Genomic DNA, 19,990 nt, shown 5'->3' on the forward strand with positions numbered 1-19,990 from the left:
CCATAACCCGGAACACCTTCTCCCCAGTCGGCATACCCTCTGCCTCAAACCTTCATTTTTGTCCGTTAAACGAAAACCTCGCCCCTTCTCAACATTATTACCGTTGTAAGATTTGCATCAATATGCCAAAAGCCACTACACCACAAACAGCTAGGTTTGCGTCCTCAATATGCTTTATAAGGATTAGCATTTACCCAACGTTTCATCTAACCAAACAAATACATGAAAATCACAAAACTCCTCTTCTTGGCCGTTGCCGTATTCTTTTTATCCTGTGGCGACGACAAAGACGAAGATCCCGTTCCTACCGGCGACCTGGCTGGCAGCTGGAATGTTACTGCTATTGACTATGCCGGAACGTCCTCCACTACTGTTATGGGTATCGAATCGAAGGCCAACTTCACTGGCACCGGGAAAGACATGAATCTGACGGTTACATTCACAGAAGATCCCAATAAATTTACCAGCAAGGGCGACTACGTCATCGCATTGAAAACGACCGTTCAAGGCCAAACTATAGATACAGACTATCCCTTCCAGGGATTTATGACCGACGGCACATGGTCAGTAAATGGCCAAACATTGACTGTCGAAGGTGATGGCGGTAAACAAGAAGCGACAATCATAGAGCAGACTGCTACAACCCTGAAGATCAAGTGGGACCATACTCAAACGACAACTAACACTGACAGTGGCTTTGAAGTTGTGACTTCTATGGCCGTTAAAGGCACCTATACCTTTACGAGAAAGTAATTAGCGCATCGTCGCAACAATACATGCGGCCCCGGAGAATATACTTGTTCTCCGGGGCTTTTTATTACCCTTGATTTTTATCGCAGGCTGTTAATCCGTTCTGATGCCTCGGCCTCTTGCATCGCCGATACAATAATCCAATGCACATCCGGAATGTGCAACGGCGCATAGGCAAACAACGTATCGGCCCCACGCGTATCCAGACCACGATGCGCACCGGTAACCCCTTGCAGCGACTGCCGCACGGCCTCGAGTTTTAGTTGCTCCAACAGGATATTAGTGCCCGTGCGTTGTACCTGGCGAACAACGGCCTCGCCATAACCAGCCTTGCGCAGGCTGCCGAGGTAATCGTCCGGATGTTCGATCAGGCCCCGGGCGATAGACCTGGCTTTAAAATCCTCTCCTACAATGAATGTCTCGCCGGTCTGCCCCAGGCCATCGTCACGCCATTTATTGTCGCCGGTGAGAATCTGGTTGATCTTGTTGATCGGCATCTGGAATACCAGGATCCCGACTTTCGTAACGCCGTCGTACAACGGGCAGGCTATAAACGAGGCGGGTGCATTGTACGATGGCGCATAAGCCTCAAAATCGATCAGCCGCACAAACTCGCGGTTGGAACTGGCAATCGCCTGCTGCACCACGCGGGCAAAGTTGGTCTTGCTATACGGTCCTGTGAGCAAGCTGGTGCCAAAGTCAACTTCTTTAAACACACTGTAGACAATGTTACCTGTGACAGGATCGATCAGGAAAATATCGTAGTACCCAAATTTCTCCAGGTAATTCAGAATAACAGCATGATAGGTGGCATGCACCCGCCCATAATCGCTCCCATCGCCGGCGTTGTGCAGACGAGATTTTTGGCCAGTGGGATGCGGGTTGGAAGCGATGTATACCTGTTGCAGTACCAGCGCGGCGGAGTCCTCGGGAAGAAAGTCGCGTACATTGGCTTGTTGATCAATGTCGCTTATACGCGGAATGAATTCCTGGTCATAATAAGCCTGTACGGATTTCCGGCAAGCGGCACGCTGCTCCTCACCCAGCGCAGAACCCAGTTGATCAAACGCCTGACGAAAAGCTTTGACCGCCTCGACCATCATCTTGTCTTCCGCAAAAGTGAGGATCTGATTCCGGATGATGTCAAAGTAATATTCAATGTTTCGTTTTTTGGTCGCATTGATCGAGCGCAGCTGCTCGAACTTTGAGCCATGGTTAAGCTCGGTGAGTTGTTGAAACAACAAATTGTACTTACGGCTGATCTCCTCTTGCGTAGCCTGTAGCTCCTCCTGATTCTGACGCAACTCTTCTTCCTGCGAGCGCATGTGTTCGGCCTGCTGCTGCGACTCACCCAACAGCCGGCGTGTAGTCTCGGCGGTGCGAAACGACGACACCGTATGGGCCACGTTCTCGCCGATCTTTTCCGTAAAGGCAATTTCATACGGCCGGAACGGTGTGAACGACGCCAGCTCCACAATACCCACTACCGTTTCATTCATCTTCAGCGGCACAATGAGGATGTGCCGCGGGTTAGCCTCGCCCAGCCCGGAGGTGATGCGCACAAATCTGTCCGGCACGTCAGTGAGGTGAATGGTGGCCCCCTCCAGGTACGCCTGCCCGATGATGCCCTCTCCCGGTGCTATCTGTTGAGTCAGATGTTTGGTGCGATTATAGGCATAGCAAGCCTGCAGCACGAGTGACTCCTGCCCCGTGGCGTCGGAATCGGCGACAAAAATGGCGCCTTGCGTGGCATGCACCGTGCGCACAAGGTTCACGACAACATCCTGACACAACGCCTGCAAATCCTTGCCTGCACGCAACACCTCCACAAAGCGGCTCAGCCCCTCCGTGGCCCAGTGACGTTGCTCTTCTTCCTGGCGGTTAGCGACCAGGTTGTCACGTATGGCCTGCAAGGCAACTCCCAGCGCATCGGTACGCTGCTGTTGTCCGGCATGGGTCTCGATCTTTCCGGCGCTCAACTCGTCGGCGAAGGCCGTGTGCTGCGCCAGGTTGCCATCGAACGCTTGCAGGGAGGCGATCAGCGGTTGGAAGAGCGGCGTTTGAAGCGATGCCGAGGGAGTTACCTCGCCCGTCGCGAGACGGTGAATTGTCGCGTGTACGGATGCGAGGTCTTGCACAACCCGCTGGATATATACCACGCCGGCAATCATAGCGGCCAGCAATACCATGAGAAAAAGCAGCCAGCACACGATAGCGGTGGCAGAAAGCGACGCACGGAACGACCACACGGCAAATGCCGTACCCGCAAACGCTAGCAACAACGGTAAGATAAAACGAGAAAGAAACGGACGCAGAAGCGTCTGTCTGCTGGAGGGTTCCATGATGTTTAGGTATAGTACGAGTTTTTACAAAATATGAATTTTCCGGCAATACCAGCCTATGCCTGCTATAACTATTTCGGTTACTACACCCCATAAAAAAAGCCCGGCGGTAAGGCCGGGCTTTTACGTTGTTTTTATGGCACTTTAATATACCACCTTGCTAAGGCTGGTAATGACAGCCGCCAGGCGAACGGATTCAAAAATGCGTTCTTCCTTGCTGCCGAGCTCGATGAGCGACGCTTCGTGCGATGTTACGCACATTTCGCAACCGTTCACTGCGCTTACGGCCAGGCTGATGAGTTCAAAGAACTCTTTGCCCACCACCGGACGTGCCATGATGTTCATCTTGATACGGGCCGGTATTTCGTTGTACTTCTCCTTGTTCATGAAGTGACGGAAGCGGTAGAACACGTTGTTCGCGCTCAGCAACGAGGCACACGCTACAGCTTCGGCAACCTCCTCCGGCTTGGCACCTTCCTGACGGGCGTTGCCGTCGAAGAATGTACGCAGCACAGCGTTATTGGCATTGACCGCCAGGGCTACGCCCAGCAGTGCCACTTCTTTCTTGGAGAGATATTCGCTTTCGAAAGAATTCTTAAAGTTGATCTTGAGATCGGCCAGATACCGTGACTTGGCGCCTTCGAGCAGATCAAGCGTATCGGTAGTGTAGTCCCTCTCCAGCTTTAAGAAGTCCAGGAACTCCTGGGTTGATTCTGAGTATGTCAGCGTAGTTTCCATGACCAATGATCCTTATTGGAAATTATGCTTTGATGGTCTCAGCACCTTTTTCCCAGTTGCAAGGACACAGCTCGTCCGTTTGCAGAGCGTCCAGCACACGAACAACTTCTTTTACGTTACGGCCTACGTTAAGGTCGTATACGCTTACCCAGCGGATGGTACCTTGAGGGTCGATGATGAACGTAGCACGGTAAGCGATCTTCTCGTTGGTATCGAGAATGCCCAGTTCCTCCGCCAGTGACTTCGACGTATCGGCCAGCATGGGGAATTTCAGGTCACGCAAATCGTCGTGGTTTTTTCTCCACGCCAGGTGCACAAATTCAGAATCGGTAGAAGCACCGATCAGGCTTGCATTACGATCGCGGAACTCACCAAAGTTCTTGTTGAACTCGGCAATCTCCGTCGGGCACACGAATGTGAAATCTTTCGGCCACCAGAACATAACAGTCCACCGTCCTTCTTCATTCACGAAGTCTTCCGACGTGATGTCGAAAAACTCTTTTCCTTTTTCGATCGATACAACCGCAGCCTTCTTGAATGCGGGGAAAGGCTGACCTACTGATAAGATTCCTTTTGTCATATGTGGTTTAAAAGTTTAATTTCTTACTGGCCGCAAAAATATATCAAACTCTATTATAAACAATATCGATATTCCCTATTTAATTATTAGTTTTGTCTATTACAACGTTTTAACCTAACGCGCAAACGAATGAACCTGCAGCAATTAGAATATATTCTGGCGTTGGATATTCATCGTAATCACGTCAAGGCTGCCGAACATTGTCATGTCACGCAACCAACGCTTAGTATGATGGTCAAAAAGCTCGAAGACGAGTTGGGGGTAAAGATCTTTGACAAAAGTCAGCCGTTGAAGCCAACATCGTCGGGTGAGATCATCATTACACGTGCACGCCTCATTTTACAAGAAATTAAAAACCTGAAGGAATTTATCAGCAACGAAAAGGATTCGATCGAAGGCGAATTCCGGTTGGGAGTAATCCCCACGTTGGCTCCTTACCTCCTGCCACGTTTCCTCAACGAGTTTCTGCAAAAACATCCGGGCACATCGTTCACCGTCATGGAGATGCAAACCGAAGAGATCATTCGCATGCTGAAAACCAACCGGCTCGACGTGGCCATACTGGTTACACCGCTGGACGACAAAGAGATCCGCGAGGTGCCGATCTTTTATGAGCCCATCTTGTTATATACGTCGGAGAACCTCACCTACTTCAAGCAAGAAAAAATAAACCTCAAAACACTCACGTACGACAATCTATTGATGCTGGAAGAAGGACATTGTTTCCGCGGACAAGTGGAAAACCTCTGCTCCGCTAAAAGTAAAAAAGCGCATAACCAGCTGAACTACCAGAGTGGCTCGTTCGAGACATTAAAGAACATGGTTGACAACAACTATGGCTATACGCTGATTCCCGAGCTAGCCGTCGGCCGTGGCAACAAACACGTCAAACACTTCACCTCGCCCGAGCCGGTGCGCGAGGTCAGCCTGGCCGTGCACAACGGCTTCGTCAAAGAGCGCCTGCTGGAAAAATTGCGGGAAGCGATCCTCAAAGCCATACCCGCCCACTTCAAGAAAAACGAAAAATTCGTTCGCGTCCGCTGGAAATAACGGCATAAAAAAGGCAGCCTTCCCGCGACCTTTTAGCGACCTTCAGCCGTTACTTTAAGCATACTTCAGCTATCCCAAGCCATCCCTAAGCTATTCTATTCCCAAGGCACTGGCATCACAGCCTTTTTTAATTCTCCGGAATCTGTTAATCTCGTTGTAACCTTTCGTTACCCTTCCGGTAACTACCACGAAACCTGACAAAAGCACACCGGATGACGGATGAAATGCTCATGAAGGCCGTCAAAGACGGCGATCTCCAACAGGCGTCGCTACTCTTTGAGCGGTACAATAAACGCATTTTCAATTTCCTGGCCTACATGGCCGGCGACCGCGTGCTGTCGGAAGACCTGACACAAAACGTATTCCTGCGTGTGATCCGGTACCGAAACAGCTATCGCGACGGCGCCCGGTTCGAGGGCTGGATATTCCAGATCTCGCGCAACGTGCTGGCAGACCACTACCAGGGACAAAAGCACCACCGCAGTCAATTCATCGACGTGGAGAATATGAGCGACACGCTATCCGATAACACCGACGCCGCGGAGCAGGATGAGAAAGAGCATCTGCTGCAACGGGCCATGTCCCGTCTAACGGAAGAGCAACGGCAGCTGTTGGTCCTGACACGGTTTCAACACCGCAAGTACGAAGAGGTGGCGCAGATCATGAACACGACGGTGGCCAACATCAAGGTGAAGGTACACCGTGCCATCGGACAGCTGCGTGAGCACTATTTTACATTAGAAAAGATCTAGCATACGATAATCGACGCAACGGAATGACTATGGAAACGAACGACTGGGATAGCTTGCTGATCGACTATATCGACCAGAACCTTTCGGCGCAGGATCGCGACAAAGTAGAAGCGACACTGCACACCGACGCGACCGTACGCCTGCAATACGAACAACTGCGCGAGGTGCTGCAAACCATGGACCATGCCGGCGAACAAGAACCACCGGCCCGCATGACGACATCGTTTAATACATTGCTGCAGGAGGAAATCCGTGCCGCGCGACAGCCTCGCACCATTTCCCTCACGCCTGCGCTGTACCGCGTCGCCGCAGCCGTAGCGCTCTTGCTGGTAGGGGGTGGCGTCGGCTTCTGGATCAGCAGGCACCAACAGCAGCAGGCAGAGCTGGAAGCCATTCAACGCGAAATGAAGGCCACTCAGGAAATGCTCCTGAGCATGTTGGGCAACGACTTGTCGGCCAGCCAACGCCTGCAGGGCGCCACGGTAGCGCTGCGCATGGACCGTGCCGACAACGAGCTCGTCACCGTACTGGTCCGCACACTGACCGACGACCCAAACACCAACGTACGGCTCGCGGCCCTGGACGCGCTCAGCAAATTCAGTACCGAAAGACCCGTACGCCAGGCGTTGATCAAAGCCCTCTCCACACAGACCGACCCGCTTGTACAGATTGAATTGATCCGGATGCTGGTCGATATGAAGGAGAAAATAATCCTGAAAGAATTACACCGCATCAGCACCGACGAACAACTCCTGAACGAAGTAAAAGACGAAGCACACGCAGGCATCCTGCGGCTCTCGTAACCTTAATACCAGCATGCATGCTCTCCACACACGCACCCCACACGGCACAACAAATTATACCTACTAAGAATCATATCATCATGAAAAAAATACATCTGACATTTTTACTCAGCATCCTTTTCACACATGTGCTTTTAGCGCAAAACCGGGAATATAAACTTGCCAAAAGCACCGGCAAGCTGGAGATCAAAGAATTGAACAATGTACTCTTCGAGTCGACCAGCGGCAATGAGATCATCTTCAATGCCTTCAAGGAAGATGGCGATGTTGATGAGCGAGCCAGGGGACTGCGTTCAATCAGTGCCTCCGGCCTGGAGGACAATACAGGCATCGGCCTGTCGGTGGTCGAAAAAGGCAACATCATCGAAGTACGTCAGCTACGCAAAACCGAGGGACCGGCTATCGTGATCAAGGTACCCAAGGGTGTGGTCATATCGTATGAACATACTTCGCCTTATGGGAAAGAGGTCACCTTCAAGTCCATCGAAAGTGAGATCGAGGTATCCACCGTGCATTCCGGCGTGATCCTCGACAACGTCAGCGGCCCGATGACCGTGAAGACAGTGCACGGCGACATCGAATGTATGATGAGCCAGACTATGAAAAGCCCGGTGTCAGTTGTCTCTGTTCACGGCCATGTCGACGTCAACATGCCGTTGGCCATCAAGGCTTCCCTGAAAATGAAAACCGTCTACGGCGAAATCTTTGTCGACCCTGCCTTTAAGATGGAAGTAGAACGTACCAACGGCGACATGGTGGCCTACAGCAGCAACGACGTAAACGGCAAGATCAATGGAGGGGGCATAGACATTACCTTGTCGTCTACCCACAACAACGTATACCTGCGGAAGCGTTAAGCCTCGACATCCTCAACCACCAACAACATGAAACATATCATCATCTTCCTGGCAGGAGCGTTGCTCCTGCCCCTGGGAAGCTACGCCCAAACAACGTTGCAGCGTTCCTTCCCAATACAAGCCGGACAGACGATCGCATTGGAATTTGATCACCCCCGACTGATCAAGGTCAGCACGTGGGAAAAAAATGAAGTCGCCATACAAGGCACTGTCAGCATCAACCATGGCGAGCACGACGACGCCTTCATACTCGAACAAAAAACCAATGGCAAAATCCTGACTATCCGCAACGAGATACGCGATCTGAACAAACTACCCAGACTTTATACCATTGTACAGGGAGGCCAGACGATAACCTTCAACACCAAAGACGACCTGCGAAAATACCAGGCCGAGCATCCCGGTAAATTTGAACGGATGTCCGAGGGGGTAGACATCGAAATTGTGCTGGAGATTAAAGTACCCCGGGAAATTCCGACCCAAGTAACCTCGGTATACGGCATGGTCGAAGTGCGATCGTTTCAAGGACCGATTAGCGTCTCGTCGACGTATGGCGGCGTGGACGCTGCGGTGACTGAGAAAACAACCGGACAGATTAAAGCCGAAACAAACTATGGCGAGATCTTCTCCAACCTCGATACAAAATTAACCTGCAACCCCAACGACCCCGAAGCATTTCACTTGTTGGTGGCCGGCAACGCGGGCTCCGGCCCGACCTACAGCTTTCAGTCGCGGTATGGCAATGTCTACCTGCGCAAAGCTAATTAAGAATTACACAGCATTCTTCTATACATACGTTTCCTCTTGCATGGGGCCGGTCGCTTTTTTAGCACCGGCTTTCCTTTTTTGAAACCCTGAACCACAACATTCCGTAAAACATTAAAATAAAACCTACTAATTCGATAGACTTATTGTTTATCTCAAATTAGTCGCTAAATTTGAGCAAGAATTTATACAGAAGGGGGAAGAGACAGGCTCTACGATCCTCTAGCAACTTTCCGAAAGGAATAAGTGCTAACCTGCCCGAAATAGATATCGGTACTATAAATGAACGCCAACATGAAAACGTTACAACACGCCTCCAGCAGGCGAATGCCGCCCCAGCGGCCACATCTTCACAGCACGCACGCAGCAGACCGCTGTTGTTGCTAGTGCGATAACTTCCTTATATACGTAAGAAAATTTATCCGGTACACCCGCCGGGATAGCGGTATGTATACGCTTTTGCCACTACCTGTAAACACAGGTGAAAGGATAAATATTGTCCAAAAAATCAACAATCTAACATCGAACAAATTATGTCAACCTATAAAAAATTCACTTTCCAGGGATCATTAACAGCCGAACAAATCACTTTCTTTCAGGAGAATGGATTTATTCATTTTGAACAATACGCTTCACGCGAAACGGTTGATGACATCATCACTTCCACCGAGCGGGTACAAGAACAATGGGTACGCGACAACGTACAAAAAATAAACGGCGTTCCTATTAAATATGGAAAAGACGAACATGGCAATACCATTGTACAACGCTTTGCCTTCACCAACCAACACAGCGACGCCGTAAGCCAGTTTGCCTCACATCCCAACCTGGATGCACTCAAAGTATTAATGCCTGCCGGCGCGCGTTTGGGCCTGGAAGAAAAAGACGGCGTTGTTTTTAATCATTACGTCAACACCGAAGGCAGCAACTTCTTCCACATGGGCTGGCACACCGACAGCGCCCGCGACATTTTCTATGGCAAGAAGGTAGCGCCTATGCTGAATATCGGCTTCTACCTCGACGACTCTACCCAAGCGCAAGGCGGCCTCCGCATCTTGCCCGGCACACACAAACAAGGGTTGTGGGACCTCTTCTTCCGCAAAAAGTATTACCTCAACAATAACGAGGACAATAAAGAGGTACTGGTAGAAGCTAAGGCCGGCGACCTCGTCATCCACGACGGCCGCATCTGGCACCGGGTAGCGCCTTCTCCAAACATCGGCGCCGCCAGCCGCCGCCGGGTAATGTATATACCGATGATCGTCGGCAAATACCAACCGAAGCACGCCCAAAGCTCCACGCCTTTGTACTTGCACCTGTTACCCCTGGTCGGCAGTAAAAAACATAAAAACCTTATACCGGCCTTTAATAGAGCATAAACGATACCACACCACCACACCCTGTTTTACAACCAGTATACACACAACCAAACGTATTTTATGTATCAACTTTCAGAAAAGCCCCTGGGCATTTTGTACGGACACGAAGATCACTACAACCCTTTGCTACAGGAGCTCCGGCGACGCGGACTACCTTTTATCCGGATCGATCCGTCCGACCACGTGTATGAGCTGGCACAACCAGAAGTGTCGTATAGCCTGCTCGTGAATGATATGAGCGCTCCGCCTTACCACATATCGGATAACGCCGGCATCGCGCAAACGATCGAATACCTGCAACACATTGAGAAGCCTTACGCTTCCCTTAACAGCAGTCGTATTGTAAATGGATCACGCGCCGCAGAGATCTTTTCATCGCGCACGCGCCAGCTGGGTGCAATCGCCGCCGCGGGCCTGCCCTTTCCCCGCACCCATGTTGTCAGCAGCATCGGGCAGCTCCTGAAGGTTTCCAGCCACTTGTCGTTCCCCATTTTAGTAAAGGGCAACCGGCCGCACACACCGGTACTGCGCTTTAAAAATGAGGAAGCACTGATTCATGCCTACCTGCAAGACAAACTGCTGGGTACGGGCAAACATACATGGCTGATACAAGAGTGCATTCCGTTAAAAGCAAATCACATTGTCCGCATCGAAACGTTAAATGGACGGTTTTTATACGCTGTCAAACTATACATCACAGGCAATGACCAGTCGGGGTGGCCCCTGCAAGCAAAGGTAGAAGCGTTCACGCCAGCCCCCGAATTGATCGCTGCCGCTGAAACGTTGGCCCGCACGGCACTGATTGACGTTGGTGCAGTAGAATACCTCACGGATCGGCGTACGAACGATATACTCTTCTTCAGTATCCGTCCACACACGACCAGTTTCAGCACTCCGCCGACGGAGCTGCACACGAAACCGTTCGAGCAAATCGCCGATTATCTGGAAGGACGACTGTCGAAAGTAAAAGAAATCGAACTGGCTCTTTAACCTCCTGTAGCCGGTGTAGCTTTTCCGGCAAAACCTGTCCCGTCATGGGCCAGGTTTTTTCTTTTTATTTTTTTTCGAAAAGACTTGCTTGTTACGGATAGATGTACATACATTTGTCTATCGAATTAGTAGATATAAAGTAAATCAATTCCCACCAGATTGATTTTATAGCTGGCCCCCTTGTCTCCACCAGGACCAGGTGCTCAAGCCTGCCAACATAAAACATTGGACCTATAAAATCAGCGTGTGATGAAAACACTGAACACTTCCTTTTTTACGATTTCCACAGACCCTCTACGAGTCGCGTCCAGGCGGCTTCCTGTCTGTTGTTGTTGTTGCGTGTGTTAACCCCGCGTTCTGCGAGGGCTGCGTCTTATCCTTTGATAAGTTTCTGACTATACATGGCTTCCGGGTGCACCGGTCTTAATGATTTTTTGGTGGAATTTCCTTAAGACATGGTGCACACCGTAGCCACCAACTCCAATCCCAACACCACTAAACTTTGCAACATGAAATCTTCCATTATCCTATCGATAGCGCTTCTCGTGGCGGCTTCTGCTTCCGCACAAGAGGCACCTAAAAATAAAGTCATCATCACCGGCGTACGCTTCACATACCCCCTGGTCGAGCATTGGATCAAGGGCTATACCGCCGATCATCCCGGCGCCAACGTCGTGATCGAGACCCGTACCACGACAGACCCCAGCAAATACGACCTGCTGATCGAAGCATACGAACCTGAAAAAGCCGTGAAAGAAAGCCGCGACTATCTATACATCGGTCGCTATGCCTTGCTGCCCGTCGCCAACGCCACGTCGGCATTCGCCCAGGCATATAAAGACAAGGGCTTTACAAAACCCCTCATCAAACAATTATATTTTAACGATATCCTGGCCGACAAAGACAAGCAGCAGGAGATCAAAGCACCCTATACAGTCTATACCCGCCTGCAAAAGGCCGGTGCACCGGTAACCTTCGCACGATACTTTGGCTTTGAGCAGTCGAACATCACCGGTAAGGCCATCGCCGGTGCCGACGAACACTTGCTCAAAGCCCTGCTCAAAGACAGCACAGGATTATCCTATAGCGTACCCGGATTGTTATACGACCGGCAGACCCGCCAGCCTGTAACCGGCCTTGCCGTACTGCCGGTGGACCTCGACGACAATGGCAAGGTTCAAGACAGCGAAAAGATCTTCGGCAATCTGGATGCCGTACTCACACGCCTGGAAGAAGGCGACACACGCAATGTGCCGGTAGAATACCTGCACTTGTCGCTCAGCAAGGTGAACACCAATACCGAGGCGCTAAAATTCCTGCTGTGGGTGATCGAACACGGCCAGGAAGATTTGCATACCTATGGCTACCTCAAGCCAGAACCCAAACGCTTCGACACCGAAAAGGAAAAATTCGAACAACGCGCCGCGGCCAGATAACCCTTTTACCATACGCCCTTCCCAAAAAAACCATAGGCTCATGCACATGAGCTGACACACTATCCTTTTGCCTACTTATGAAAAAAGTTTTACTGACGGTCATCGTCACGGTGCTTCTTATTGCCCATGCTTTCGCGCAGGACCGCCTGACCGGCGCTGTGCACGATGACGCCGGCGGCACACTGCCCGGGGCCACCATCTTGCAAAAAGGTACATCCAATCACGCCGTGTCGGATGTAGACGGAAAATTTACCCTGGCGTTACCCAAAGACTATCCGGTCACGCTGGTAGTAAACATGGTCGGCTATAAAGCGCAGGACATCGAGGTCTACGAGGCTCCTGAAGAGCCGCTCGACATCACGCTGCAGATCGATGGCATATTGGACGAAGTCGTCGTCGTGGGATACGGCGAGCAGAAACGTAAAGATATCACAGGCTCCGTGGCTTCTGTCCCCACAGAATTGAAAGCTCAACCTGTAGTGTCAGTCGAACGCCTCTTGCAAGGTTCAGTGGCCGGTGCAGTCGTGACGCAAACATCCGGCCAGCCGGGGGGTGGTGTAAGCGTACAAATCCGTGGCAATAACTCGATCACCGCCGGTAGTGAGCCACTCTATGTCATCGACGGATTCCCCATCAATAACGATTATGACCTGAACGATGCCGGAGTAACGAACGGCTCGAAGATCAACCCGCTCTCTTCCATCAATACCGCTGACATTGAAACGATCGACGTATTGAAAGATGCTTCTGCCACCGCCATTTATGGTTCGCGCGGTGCCAACGGTGTGGTGATCATTACGACCAAGCGGGCTAATAAAAATGAGTTGCTGATAACCTACAGCAATTACTATGGCGTGCAGAAAGTCATTCGGACACTACCCCTGCTAAACGGTACCCAATGGTGGGAGCTTCGGCGCGAAGCAGCCGTCAACAATAACAAGCTCGGCACCTTGAAGACCAACAATGCGAACGCGGTGAAAGACGCCGCGGCCAACGGTTATGCGCTCGACACGTTGGGAGAAGGAACCGACTGGCAAGCCGCGGCTTTCCGCGATGCGCCCGTACAAAATCACAGCCTGTCGGTCCTGACCGGCAACGAGAAAACCAGCGTCGCCATCTCCGGCAACTACTTTAAGCAAGACGGGGTATTGATCAATACAGGCTTCCAACGTATCTCGGCACGGATAAACGTCGATCACGAGTACAACGATCGGCTGAAGCTCATTAGCTATATCACGGGCAGCACTGTAAAAGCCGATGTAGCACCCGACGCCGTGGTGCCGGCGTTGTTGCAAACGCCGCCATCGCTGCCCATCTTCAACAATAAAGGCAAGTATATCCTTAAAAGCGTTTTTGAGTCCGGCCTGGCAAACCCCATCAACTCGCTCGAAAACCAGTTGAACGTCACAAAGACGAACCGCGTGCTCGCCAACATCGCAGCCGAGTATAAACTGGCAGACGGCCTTACGGCGAAAGTGTTATTCGGCGCCGACATTGTAGACAACAAACAAGATCGTTATCAGCCCAGCACTACCTCCGAAGGAGACCCAGCCCGAGGCATCGCGACGGTCGGCTCGATCTTTACCACGAACTGGCTGAATGAAAATACACTCTCCTACACCAAGACCTTTAACAACATCCATAGCCTGAGCGCCATCATCGGCGCCACCGCGCAAGCCTCAAAGTCAGAGCTTACCGTGTCCGAATCATCGGGATTCGAGTTTGATGATCTCACGACCAACAGTCTCGGCGACGCCGCGATATTCAATAAGCCACGGTCGGCGACAACAGAATGGCAACTGGCCTCCTTCCTGGGCCGCGTTAACTATGGCTATCGCGATAAATATCTGGCTACAATAACCGTGCGTTCAGACGGCTCTTCACGGTTCGGCGCAAACAACAAATGGGGCATATTTCCCTCAGTCGCATTAGGATGGAATATATCGGAAGAAAACTTCTTCAACATCGATCGTATTACTACCCTCAAGCTACGGGCCAGCGCCGGCATTACCGGTAACCAGTCCATTCCTCCCTACTCTGCACTGGCCAAGCTCGGTCCCTTCCGGTATAATTTATCCAACACTACCCTGATCGGTTATGCACCCATCTCCGCCAACAATCCCGACCTGGGCTGGGAGAAAACGATACAAGTCGACATCGGCACAGATATTGGTCTCCTCAAAAACCGTATTACCCTGGCAGCCGATGTATACCTCAAGCGCACGTCCGACCTGCTGCTCAGCGCGCCAGTATCCGGTACCTCGGGTTTAGCAATTCAGTCGGGCGGTCAGGGCTCGACGGTCTATCAAAATATAGGCGAAGTTGAGAACAAAGGTTTTGAGCTGGCACTAAACGTTCAGACGGTGGCACAACGGGACTTTCAATGGAATACAACGCTGGTCTACGCCACCAACCACAACGAAGTATTGTCCCTCGGCCCGGGCCTCGACCAGTTTATCCCCATCATCAGCCAACCCTCCATCGTCAAAAAAGGATACGCTATCGGATCTTTTATTGTCTATGAGACCGACGGACTGATACAACCGGGCGAAGACGGCCTAAATGCGCTCACACCACAACAGCAAAAAAGTGTGGGCGGGCAAAAATATAAGGATCAAGGTGCCAAAGACGGCAAGATCACACAGGCAGACGACCGCGTCGTAGTCGACAATCAAATCGATTTTACAGCCGCGCTGACCAATACATTCAACTACCAGACACCCTTTGGCACGTTTGATCTGACGGTTTTACTCCAGGGACAGGTCGGCGGCAAGATTTATAATCAGAACCAGGGCCAGCTTGAATTAGGCACAGGCTATATCAACGCTTCCACTGTCGTATTGAACCGCTATACAGAAACTAACACCAGCACCGACGTAAAGGCTGCCTTTCAGGATCCCGCCATTACCATTTCCGATCGCTTTATTGAAAGCGCTACATACCTGCGGTTAAAGAACGTCAGCCTGGGCTATACGCTGCCTTCGACGTGGACGGACCGCATCAAGGCGCGGAACGTACGCATCTACTTCTCGCTCCAGAACTACAAGACCTGGACGAACTACTCGGGCTTCGATCCGGAAGTAAGTATGTCAGGCCAGGCCCTGATCAACAAAGGCATTGACTTCGGCGTGTACCCCAATAGTAAAACAGCCCTCGGTGGCGTATCCTTTACCTTCTAACATCCGGCACGATAACATACTTTGTGATATGAAATCTTTTATCCTAAAAATACTCACCTTTCTATACGCGCTTACACTGTTTGTGGTCCTGTCGTCGTGCAACGACTTCCTGGAGGAAGATCCCAAATCGAATGTCATCGAAGACGACTTCTACAAGACACAAAAACAGGCTATCAGCGCGGTCACGGCTATTTACCAACTGCTGAACGCAGGGGGTAACACCCTGCAAACTCCCTACAATACATTGTTCAACACCGGCATGAACTTCGCCGGTGACGACGAAGATCCAGGACCCGGCGCTACTAATGCCGACGTACGGTCGCTTTCGGTACTGGGTCACTCCGCCAGCAACCTGCGTATTTTCGAAATCTGGCAACAGCACTATGCCGCCATACGCAAAGCCAACATTGTCCTGGACAAGGTACCGCTTATCGTCGACGTCGACTTTGATGAAGCCCTGAGATCCCGATTACTGGCAGAAGCGAAGTTCCTGCGCGCAGTATACTACTTCAACCTGGTAAGGCTGTATGGTGATGTGCCGCTCGTCACGGTCTATAAAAAGGACGCCGTAACGGCAGCCGACTTTGCGATCGCCCGCACACCCTCTACGGAAGTATATGCTCAGATCGAAAAAGACCTCCTGGAAGCTGCCGACATACTACCGATTTCCTATGCTACACCGAACGTGGGCCGGGCAACGCGCGGTGCGGCGCTGGCACTCCTCGCGAAAGTATACCTTACGAAGGCATCCTTGCCACTGAACATTGCGGGCCACTATGCCGACGCTGTGCAAACAGCAGAATATGTATTGTCTGCAGCCGACGGCGGCACCGGCACGTATAAAGGCGAGCCTACGGCGACGTACAACCTCTTTACAAACTACGCACAGGTGTTCTTGCCCGCTTTTAAAAACGGAGTCGAGCACATCTTCTCGGCACAGTTCAAATCAAACTCCCAGGACCAGGGCAACAACCAAAACCCACGCTCGATCCTCACCAACATACCAGGCCTGTCCGGCTCGTATGCCGACATGGTGCGATTCTACAAAAAGGACAACGACAACTTCTTTAGCGTCTATAAAATTTACACACCGGGCGACAAACGCCGCGACATAACCTTTGTACGCAAATTTAAGAGTCCTCAAACCGGCGCCATTTATTCGCTCCCCATTGCCAACCCTGCCCTGGCAAACGACTCCACCCCGTTCTTTAACAAAACATGGGACCCAGGTTCGCTTGCACCAACCAACCAGTCTGCTGCCAACGTAGCGATCATACGCTATGCCGAAGTACTGCTGATCCATGCCGAAGCCGAGAACGAGCTGAATGGCCCAACCGCGAAGGCCTATAAATCACTCAACCGCGTACGCGTACGCGCAGGCCTTGATCCGCTCGTCGAAGGCACCCTAAACAAAGACGAATTCCGCGAGGCCGTATACCTCGACCGCCGGCTGGAGCTGGTATTCGAATATCAACGGTGGTTCGACCTGATCCGTCAAAAGGATGCAGCCGGCCAATCAACATTTGTCAGAAACCTGCACGCCGCGCAGAAAACGAATGCCGCCGAATACCACCGGCTGTTCCCCATACCGCAAGCAGAAGTTGACATCAACTACCTGATACAAGGACACCAAAACCCAGGATTTGAATAATTACTCCCAACCTTAAACCCCGATTTCCATGTATACTACATTCTTTCAACACGCCAGACTCGCCGCGGTCACATTGCTCCTCTCCGGAGGCGTGATCGGTCAGGCCACTGCACAGTCAAGCCCTACGCCGACCTACCAGGGCAAGGCCGGACGCAATATCACCGAAACACAGCCCTGGTGGCCGGCCCGCGTACAGGCTCCCGCCAACGCCCCCAACGTCGTATGGATCTTACTCGACGACGTAGGCTATGGCACCATCAGTACGTTTGGTGGCCTGATCAAAACGCCTACGCTTGACAGCCTCGCCAACAATGGTCTCCGCTACACAAACTTCCACACCACAGCTATCTGCTCGCCTACACGCGCCGCGCTGCTGACCGGGCGTAACTCTCACTCCGTGCACATGGGCCTCTTCCCGCAGACTGCCATCGGTACACCGGGTTACGACGGCTACATGCCGTTTGAAAAGGCTACCATCGCCGAAATCCTGCGCGAGAACGGTTACAACACCTACGCCGTCGGCAAGTGGCACCTTACACCGCAAACCGACGCTACTCCTGTAGGCCCTTTCAACCGCTGGCCTACGGGACGAGGCTTCGATCACTATTACGGTTTCCTGGGAGGCTCTACCGACCAATGGCATCCCACCACGTGGGACGATACCCGCAAAGTAGAACCCGCGCTCGACGGAAAACACTTTAACACCCGTATCGCCGACAAGGCCATCGGCTATATCGCCGAACAAAAGTCCATCGCCTCCGACAAGCCATTCTTTTTATACTATGCGCCGGGCGCCGGCCACGCGCCGCACCAGGTGGCGAAACAATGGTCGGATCTTTACAAAGGCAAGTTCGACGCGGGCTGGGACAAGTACCGCGAAGACGTATTGGCCCGCCAGATCAAACTGGGCGTCGTACCGAAAGGCACCGTACTGCCACCCCGCAACCCGGGTATAAAAGACTGGAGCACGTTGCCGGTAGCAGAGCAGAAATTATACGCGCGCTTCATGGAAGTATACGCGGGATTGCTGACACAAACCGACTATGAGATCGGCCGCGTGGTGGACTTCATCCGGAAGACCGGCCAACTGGACAACACCATCATCATCGTTTCCGTCGGCGACAACGGTGCCAGCAAAGAAGGTACGTTTGTCGGCGTCATCAACACCAACGACCCGGCGCAAACCGAAGCAAAACGCCTGCAACAAAACCTGGCCGACATTAACCTGATCGGCACAGAGGCCTCACGGCCTAACTACCCGCTGGGATGGGCCATGGCCGGCAACACACCGTTCCGCCAGTGGAAACAAGACGCCAACACAGAAGGCGGCACACGCAACCCGCTCATCGTATTCTATCCAAAAGGAATTAAAGATAAAGGCGGCATTCGCAATCAGTATGGCCACGTAATCGACATTCTGCCGACCACCGTCGAGCTGATCGGCGCGCAAGTACCCAGTATCATCAACGGCTACCGTCAGGAACCGGTAGAAGGCACAAGCCTGGCATACAGCATCAACAATGCCAACGCACCATCACGGCACACGACACAACACTATGAGATCATGGGCTCACGCTCACTCTACAAAGATGGATGGAAGGCCGGCACCCTGCATAAAAAAGGAGACGACTTCAACAACGATGTTTGGGAGCTGTACAACCTGAACGAAGACTTCAACGAGCTTTTCAACCTCGCCGGCAAAAATCCGGAAAAGTTAAAGGAATTGAAGGAGCTGTTTGAAAGCGAAGCCGCCAAATTCAACATCTATCCGCTCAAAGACGGCACGGAGAAGCAACTCGACTACACACATCTGTACCGTGGCAACGACCGCCAGCAAATAACCCTCTACCCCGAAGCGCCGCAAGTATTTGGTGTGGCCAGTGCGTTAAACGCCAATAAACCTTATAGCATTACGGCCAACGCCGAGATCGGCAAAGGCACCGAAGGCGTGCTATTCGCGCAGGGTGGTCGCTTTGGCGGTGTGAGCCTGTTCATCAAAGACGGTAAGCTTCAGGCTGCCAACAACAACGGCGACAACACCGTGCACCTGATATCGGCCAAGCCCGTACCGGCCGGCAAGGTGTCGCTCAAATATGTCTATGATTTCCATCCCGGCAAAACACCCACCGAAGCCACCGGCACGCAGACGCTGTATATCAACGATGTAAAAGTCGCGGAAGCCAGCATTACCAAACTACCCGCTCCCGTTCGCAGCCAGGACGAGATCAACGTAGGCGAGGACCTCATCACGCAGGTATCCGACCGGTACAAAGGGCCCTTCGCATTTACCGGCAAGATCGGCAGCATCGTACTGGAGACTTATACGGACCAATCCCTGTCGCGCGGCAGCCACTAACCTGAACACAACAGTCATGACACTGGACGATATCATTCTGTTGGGCAAAAAGATCTTGATTGGAATCATCGTTACGATGATTCCTTTCCTGATCCTGTTCGGCGGCCTTTGGTTTACACACAAGTTGCTCCACAACCGTCTGATGCAGAACCAAAGACAAAATCACATTCTTCACCTAAACACGACACGTTATGAAAATGGAACCCCATATCGCCAACCGGATCTTCCGGAACGTGCTGGTAAGTTTATTCATCTATGCATTGCCTATCGTACTCATGCTGCTAACCCTTTACTTCACGGGTCAGCGGCCCTGGGAAAATCGGACTCAACACCCGGCAGCTACTGTTAAATAACAACATGTA

General features: G+C 51.8%; 16 protein-coding genes and 1 riboswitch. Of the genes, 13 read left to right on the forward strand and 3 right to left on the reverse strand.

Going from position 1 to position 19,990, the window contains the following annotated elements; translation table 11 throughout:
• Window positions 1–222 precede the first annotated feature (222 nt).
• Window positions 223–753: a lipocalin family protein gene (locus KK062_RS23955; protein ID WP_254086901.1), complete on the forward strand. Its 531-nt coding sequence runs from the start codon at window positions 223–225 to the stop codon at window positions 751–753.
• A gap of 77 nt (window positions 754–830) precedes the next feature.
• On the opposite strand, the gene KK062_RS23960 is transcribed toward KK062_RS23955, so the two are convergent.
• From KK062_RS23960 to KK062_RS23970, 3 genes are all read right to left on the reverse strand, one after another.
• Window positions 831–3,092 (reverse strand): GAF domain-containing protein, encoded by a 2,262-nt coding sequence (locus tag KK062_RS23960; RefSeq protein ID WP_254086902.1) that lies wholly within the window; start codon window positions 3,090–3,092, stop codon window positions 831–833.
• 144 nt (window positions 3,093–3,236) lie between these two features.
• Window positions 3,237–3,830, reverse strand: coding sequence for a carboxymuconolactone decarboxylase family protein (locus KK062_RS23965; protein ID WP_254086903.1), 594 nt, complete (start codon window positions 3,828–3,830; stop codon window positions 3,237–3,239).
• Window positions 3,831–3,852: 22 nt separating this feature from the next.
• A complete protein-coding gene (locus KK062_RS23970; RefSeq protein WP_254086904.1) occupies window positions 3,853–4,410 on the reverse strand; it encodes a peroxiredoxin in 558 nt (185 codons plus the stop codon).
• Window positions 4,411–4,539: 129 nt separating this feature from the next.
• Here KK062_RS23970 and KK062_RS23975 point away from each other — a divergent pair, with 129 nt between their 5' ends.
• From KK062_RS23975 to KK062_RS24030, 12 genes are all read left to right on the forward strand, one after another.
• Complete coding sequence (locus KK062_RS23975) at window positions 4,540–5,460, forward strand: hydrogen peroxide-inducible genes activator (protein WP_254086905.1); 921 nt, start codon at window positions 4,540–4,542, stop codon at window positions 5,458–5,460.
• 212 nt (window positions 5,461–5,672) lie between these two features.
• Window positions 5,673–6,212, forward strand: a complete 540-nt coding sequence (locus KK062_RS23980) for an RNA polymerase sigma factor (RefSeq protein ID WP_254086906.1) — start codon at window positions 5,673–5,675, stop codon at window positions 6,210–6,212.
• Between the two features lie 29 nt (window positions 6,213–6,241).
• Window positions 6,242–7,015, forward strand: coding sequence for an anti-sigma factor family protein (locus KK062_RS23985; RefSeq protein WP_254086907.1), 774 nt, complete (start codon window positions 6,242–6,244; stop codon window positions 7,013–7,015).
• Between the two features lie 80 nt (window positions 7,016–7,095).
• A complete protein-coding gene (locus tag KK062_RS23990) occupies window positions 7,096–7,872 on the forward strand; it encodes a DUF4097 family beta strand repeat-containing protein (protein ID WP_254086908.1) in 777 nt (258 codons plus the stop codon).
• 27 nt (window positions 7,873–7,899) lie between these two features.
• Complete coding sequence (locus tag KK062_RS23995; protein ID WP_254086909.1) at window positions 7,900–8,640, forward strand: hypothetical protein; 741 nt, start codon at window positions 7,900–7,902, stop codon at window positions 8,638–8,640.
• A gap of 179 nt (window positions 8,641–8,819) precedes the next feature.
• Window positions 8,820–8,922: riboswitch (SAM riboswitch) on the forward strand.
• A gap of 248 nt (window positions 8,923–9,170) precedes the next feature.
• Window positions 9,171–10,016 (forward strand): phytanoyl-CoA dioxygenase family protein, encoded by an 846-nt coding sequence (locus KK062_RS24000; RefSeq protein WP_254086910.1) that lies wholly within the window; start codon window positions 9,171–9,173, stop codon window positions 10,014–10,016.
• A gap of 60 nt (window positions 10,017–10,076) precedes the next feature.
• Complete coding sequence (locus tag KK062_RS24005) at window positions 10,077–11,006, forward strand: ATP-grasp domain-containing protein (RefSeq protein WP_254086911.1); 930 nt, start codon at window positions 10,077–10,079, stop codon at window positions 11,004–11,006.
• A gap of 509 nt (window positions 11,007–11,515) precedes the next feature.
• Window positions 11,516–12,442: a hypothetical protein gene (locus KK062_RS24010; protein ID WP_254086912.1), complete on the forward strand. Its 927-nt coding sequence runs from the start codon at window positions 11,516–11,518 to the stop codon at window positions 12,440–12,442.
• 77 nt (window positions 12,443–12,519) lie between these two features.
• Window positions 12,520–15,621, forward strand: a complete 3,102-nt coding sequence (locus KK062_RS24015) for a SusC/RagA family TonB-linked outer membrane protein (RefSeq protein ID WP_254086913.1) — start codon at window positions 12,520–12,522, stop codon at window positions 15,619–15,621.
• Between the two features lie 28 nt (window positions 15,622–15,649).
• Entirely contained in the window at window positions 15,650–17,272 is a 1,623-nt protein-coding gene (locus KK062_RS24020) for a RagB/SusD family nutrient uptake outer membrane protein (protein WP_254086914.1), read from the forward strand.
• Between the two features lie 28 nt (window positions 17,273–17,300).
• Window positions 17,301–19,628 (forward strand): arylsulfatase, encoded by a 2,328-nt coding sequence (locus tag KK062_RS24025; protein ID WP_254086915.1) that lies wholly within the window; start codon window positions 17,301–17,303, stop codon window positions 19,626–19,628.
• 16 nt (window positions 19,629–19,644) lie between these two features.
• Window positions 19,645–19,977 carry a hypothetical protein gene (locus tag KK062_RS24030; RefSeq protein WP_254086916.1) on the forward strand — a complete coding sequence of 111 codons (333 nt, stop codon included), beginning with the start codon at window positions 19,645–19,647 and terminating at the stop codon, window positions 19,975–19,977.
• Window positions 19,978–19,990 lie beyond the last annotated feature (13 nt).

The sequence above is a fragment of the Dawidia cretensis genome, from assembly GCF_018598175.1.
GTDB classification, from domain to species: domain Bacteria; phylum Bacteroidota; class Bacteroidia; order Cytophagales; family Cyclobacteriaceae; genus Ohtaekwangia; species Ohtaekwangia cretensis.